The organism is Mesorhizobium sp. M8A.F.Ca.ET.021.01.1.1, from assembly GCF_003998025.1.
Lineage (GTDB): Bacteria > Pseudomonadota > Alphaproteobacteria > Rhizobiales > Rhizobiaceae > Mesorhizobium.
The window spans coordinates 1-4,246 of the sequence record NZ_RZSJ01000536.1; the positions used below are offsets into that span (position 1 = coordinate 1).

General features: G+C 64.9%; 7 protein-coding genes. 2 read left to right on the top strand and 5 right to left on the bottom strand.

Features of this window, described 5'->3' with window-relative positions; genetic code table 11:
• A partial coding sequence (locus tag EOA36_RS29155; protein WP_145969360.1) for a PspA/IM30 family protein occupies positions 1 to 515 on the top strand: 515 nt, incomplete at its 5' end.
• A gap of 63 nt (positions 516 to 578) precedes the next feature.
• Positions 579 to 839 (top strand): YiaA/YiaB family inner membrane protein, encoded by a 261-nt coding sequence (locus EOA36_RS29160; RefSeq protein ID WP_127280449.1) that lies wholly within the window; start codon positions 579 to 581, stop codon positions 837 to 839.
• 81 nt (positions 840 to 920) lie between these two features.
• Here the strand turns inward: EOA36_RS29160 and EOA36_RS29165 are convergent, their stop codons facing one another.
• The 5 genes from EOA36_RS29165 to EOA36_RS29185 all read right to left on the bottom strand — a co-directional run bounded on the left by EOA36_RS29165 (position 921) and on the right by EOA36_RS29185 (position 3,973).
• Positions 921 to 1,604, bottom strand: a complete 684-nt coding sequence (locus tag EOA36_RS29165; protein WP_127280450.1) for a PadR family transcriptional regulator — start codon at positions 1,602 to 1,604, stop codon at positions 921 to 923.
• A 157-nt stretch (positions 1,605 to 1,761) separates the two neighbouring features.
• Positions 1,762 to 2,142, bottom strand: coding sequence for a DCC1-like thiol-disulfide oxidoreductase family protein (locus EOA36_RS29170; protein ID WP_127280451.1), 381 nt, complete (start codon positions 2,140 to 2,142; stop codon positions 1,762 to 1,764).
• Positions 2,143 to 2,145: 3 nt separating this feature from the next.
• Positions 2,146 to 3,210 carry a DMT family transporter gene (locus EOA36_RS29175; protein ID WP_127280452.1) on the bottom strand — a complete coding sequence of 355 codons (1,065 nt, stop codon included), beginning with the start codon at positions 3,208 to 3,210 and terminating at the stop codon, positions 2,146 to 2,148.
• Positions 3,211 to 3,288: 78 nt separating this feature from the next.
• Positions 3,289 to 3,555, bottom strand: a complete 267-nt coding sequence (locus tag EOA36_RS29180; protein ID WP_127280453.1) for a DUF333 domain-containing protein — start codon at positions 3,553 to 3,555, stop codon at positions 3,289 to 3,291.
• Positions 3,556 to 3,679: 124 nt separating this feature from the next.
• Entirely contained in the window at positions 3,680 to 3,973 is a 294-nt protein-coding gene (locus EOA36_RS29185; RefSeq protein WP_127280454.1) for a GYD domain-containing protein, read from the bottom strand.
• Positions 3,974 to 4,246: the final 273 nt, after the last annotated feature.

Below are 4,246 nucleotides of genomic sequence, written 5' to 3' on the forward strand. Positions count from 1 at the left end.
GTGCCGAGCAGGCCGGCCTCGACCATCTCGACCGCCGCCACGCCGACTTGGAGACACGCACGATCAGCGCACTGGCCGCCAGCAACGACGGGCTAGCCGAAAGCGGGGCCGCGGCCATCGCCGAACTGGAAAATGAACGCGAGGTCCGCCGTGCCACGGTGCAAAGCCTTGGCGAAAAGACCTTGCGGATGCGCGTCTCGGTGGAGCGGGCGCACCGCCGCATCATCGACCTCAACCAGGGCATGATCTCGGCCCGGGCCATCGATGCCGAGCGCAAGGCGCAGTCGCGCCTCGTCAGGTCGATCGGCCATTCGGCGAGCCTCAACGACGCCGAGGAGCTTTTAGCCCGCATCAAGGGAGCCAGCGATCCGTTCGAGGAGGCCGGCATTCTCGACGAGATCGACGGCGAGCTGCGTCATGACGCGATCCGCGACCGCCTTGCCGACGCCGGGCACGGCCCGGCGGTGAAGGTGTGCGCCAGGGACGTGCTGGAACGCATGAAGACCATCAACTGAAGACCTTGGACCTGACCACAATCCTGTCAAACCCGACTTCGATCCAATCAAAGGAACACGACAATGAACAGCAACCAGACCTACATCATGTTCAACACCGTCTCGGTCGGCGCCGCCTACTTCATGCTTGGCCTGTCGCTGTGGCTGGCGCCCGTCGACTTGTCGACCAAGGGCTACTGGGGCATGGGCATCCTGCTGCTCACCGGCAGCCTGGTGAACCTGGTCAAGTATCGCACCGACGAGCGTATCTCCGCCGAGACCACCGCCAAGATCGAAAAGGCGCGCAACGAAAAGCTGATCAGCGAATATGTCGGCAAGGAATGATGCCGGCATGGCCCCACGACAAAAGCCCGGGTCTCCCCGGGCTTTTTTGCGGTCTAACTGGCAAGAACCGGTCTTGCTGGCTCAGCGGTGTGTAAGCGCTTCCAGCGCTTCGGCGGCGGCTTCGAGAATGGCGATCGCCTCGGCCTGTTTTTCGGCAGGGGCATCGACGATGTCGCCGAGCGCCGCGCGCAGCCGGTGGCGGATGGCGCGGAATTCGTCACGCGTTTCCGAGCGTTCGCCACGACCGCCACGGCCGCCGCGACGGTCCTCGCCGTCGTCGCTCCAGCCGAACCAGTCGCGCGCCTTGGCCATCTTGCGGCCGAAGCGTTCGAGGTGTTCGAGCACGCCGTCGATCATCTCGCGGTTGTCGGCCAGATGCGCCTGCCCGGCCTCGGTGATCGAAAACACCTTCTTGTTGCCTTCGCTCGACGAGACGGCATAACCGGCCTCTTCCAGGAAGGTCAGCGTCGGGTAGACCACGCCAGGGCTCGGACTGTAGATGCCGCTGGTGCGCTCTTCCAGCGCCTTGATGATGTCGTAGCCATGGCGCGGCGCCTCGGCCAGCAGCGACAGCGTGATCAGCTTGAGGTCGCCATCGGCGAGCATCCGCCCGGCGCGAAAGATGTCGCCCGGGCCACCGCGCCCGCCGCCCCTGCCCCCGAACGGACCGAAGCCGCCGCCGCCTCTGCCACCGAACTTGCCGGCCATGTGCATGAACATGCGCTCGCCGAAATGATGATGGTCGGAATGATTGTGTCTGTGCATTTGATTGCTCCTTGAGTTCTATCTTACGATATATCTTAATTAGGCACACCAAACTGCTGAGTCAAGATATATCTTACGATGTATCTGGCCATGAGCCAAGCGACATCCATGGCGTCGACGCGTCAGGCCCGGCTGGGTTGGATAGTGTGGAGGGAGGCTACCAGCGGGCCTTGCGCCGATTCCAGGCGTAGAGCAGATCGGCGAAGCGATCATAGGCAAGGCGGGTCAGCGGCAGCACGAGCCGATTGCCGAACAGGCTCGCCAGCCAGCCCTCGCCCGGCGTTGCCAGCCAGACCGCGACCGCGACGTCGGCGCCAACGAGCAATCCACCCTCGGCATCGGTCGCATGCAGCCGTCGGCGGATATCCTCCAGCGAGGCGCCATGCGACGACAGCGCATCGGGCTCCAGGTTGATGTCGCGAAACGCGATCCGCCCGGCCTTGACCGCCTCGATTAGCCGCCGCTTCTGCCGGCTGATGCCGGCATCGCAGACCGGGCAGCGCGTGTTGTACCAGACGGTCAGCGCTGGCCCTGGCATCGGTCAGCCGTGATCGTGCCGATGGTGCAGGTCGGGATAGTGCGGATGCTTGTGACGCAGCGGCGCATGCCGGTGCCAGTGCGAATGCGGCTCGCTGACCGGCCCGTCATGATGATGCTGGTGATGCTCGTCATGCACATGGCTGTGCTCGTGTTCCAGCGCTTCATGGTCGTGCTCGTGATCATGACGCTCGGACAGATGCAGCCACAGGCCAACCCCCATCAGCAGGCCGGCAATGCCGAGCTTGAGCGTGACGGCATCGCCCAGCATCAGGATCGCCAGCAACGCGCCGATGAAGGGAGCGAGCGAATAGTAGGCTCCCGTGCGTGCCGTGCCGAGATGCCGCAGCGCGAGGATGAACATCACGAGGCTGACGCCGATGCCGAAGAAACCGACGGCGGCCGTGGCCATCACCGTCGTCGCGGCTGGAAACGCCGCGCCGGAGGCGAGCGCCAGCCCGACATTGGCGGCGCCCGCCACCAATCCCTTCAGCATGGCGATGGCCACCGGATCGGCCGCCGATATCTTGCGGGTGAAATTGTTGTCCAGGCCCCATGCCAGGCAGGCCCCCGCGACAAGCAGCGCGCCAAGATTGAAGGCAACGCCTTGCCCCGCCCAGGACAGCAGCAGCGCGCCCGCCAGGATGGCGAAGGCGCCGAAAAGCAGGCGCCGGTCGACATTCTCGCGATAGACGAGCCAGGCAATGGCCATCGTCGCCAGCCCCTCCAGATTGAGCAGCAGGGCGGAACTGGACGCCGTGTTGAGGGTGAGGCCGAACATCAGGAGCACCGGCCCGACGATGCCGCCCATGCCGATCGCCAGCGCCAGCCACGGAATGTCCCCGGCGGCCAGGCGCGCTTCGCCGGCGCCGGCTTGCCTGCCGCGCAAGAGCCGGTAGAGCGCCAGGCCAATGCCGGCGCCGAGATACAGCAGACCCGCCAGCATGAACGGGCTGACGCTGTCGAGCAGCAATTTGGACAGCGGCGGCGTCGCGCCGAACAAGGCGGCCGAGCCAAGGGCAAGCGGCACGCCTGGCCACAGATGCGAATGGGACTGTGCTTCGGACATGGCTCACCCTATCACGGCGGCGCGCCATGTCATCGACGGGACCGCACGACACGGCTTGCGCCGCTTCCAACAGACGCGTCAGTTCCGACGCATCGCGGCCTTCGGCCCGACGCATTTGTTGTCGCGAAACAGCGCCCACTCCTCGCACAGGCGTCCATTGGGCAGGCGGCAAAACCCGTATTCGTTGCCGGCCTTGTCCTTCCTGACCACGAAGCGGCCGCCGATCGCACCGCAATGGACCGATGCCGGATTGGCCATGGCGACCGATTTTTGCGCGGCGCCGGCATCGACGGGCATCATGGATATCAAGGCAAGGCCGATGGCCGGTGTCGAAAAAATGTTCATCGCGATCTCTCCTGGCCGCGTCTACCATGGCGAGGCGCCCTGTCCCGAGGCAGATGTCGAATTTGTCGGAACGCCGGATCAGGTGCCGTTGAGGCGGCACCTGACCCGGCCGTCGGAAACCTCATTATCCAAGTGAGGTGATGATCTCGCGATAGGCGAATTCGGGGAAGGCCTTCATCGTCCGCGTCCTGATGTTGCCGGCTGCCGCCAGCATCAGCGAGAAACGCGCCAGGATCGCGTCGTCGGGCGCCTCGACCACCGCCACCATGTCGTACTCGCCCATGGTCAGGTAGAACGCCTTGAACGATCCACCCATCTCACCCAATTGCTTCCTGGCGGCGTCGAGCCGCTTCGGTGACTCGCGCAAATTTTTGGCGCCCTGCTCGGTCCAGTTCATCAGCACGATGTAGCTTGTCATGGCACACCTCCCTCCGGGGCCACGGAGCACGGCAACGAGGCCGTTGGTCTGTCGACACGGTCTCGACCGGGGCGGGCTTCCGGGGTTGTCGCCCGAAAAATGCATCCGACGTCGGATTATCCTCCCGCTGCCGACGTCCTGCAAGCGCTACCGCGCCGGCCCCATTGCAGTGAGCGCGGCCAGTTGAAGCCCTGTTTGAAAACCCGCTTGATTGCGGCAATCTCCGTCGTGGCGTCAGCCCGGCAAAACGTCCGAGGCCCGTCCAGCCCTGTC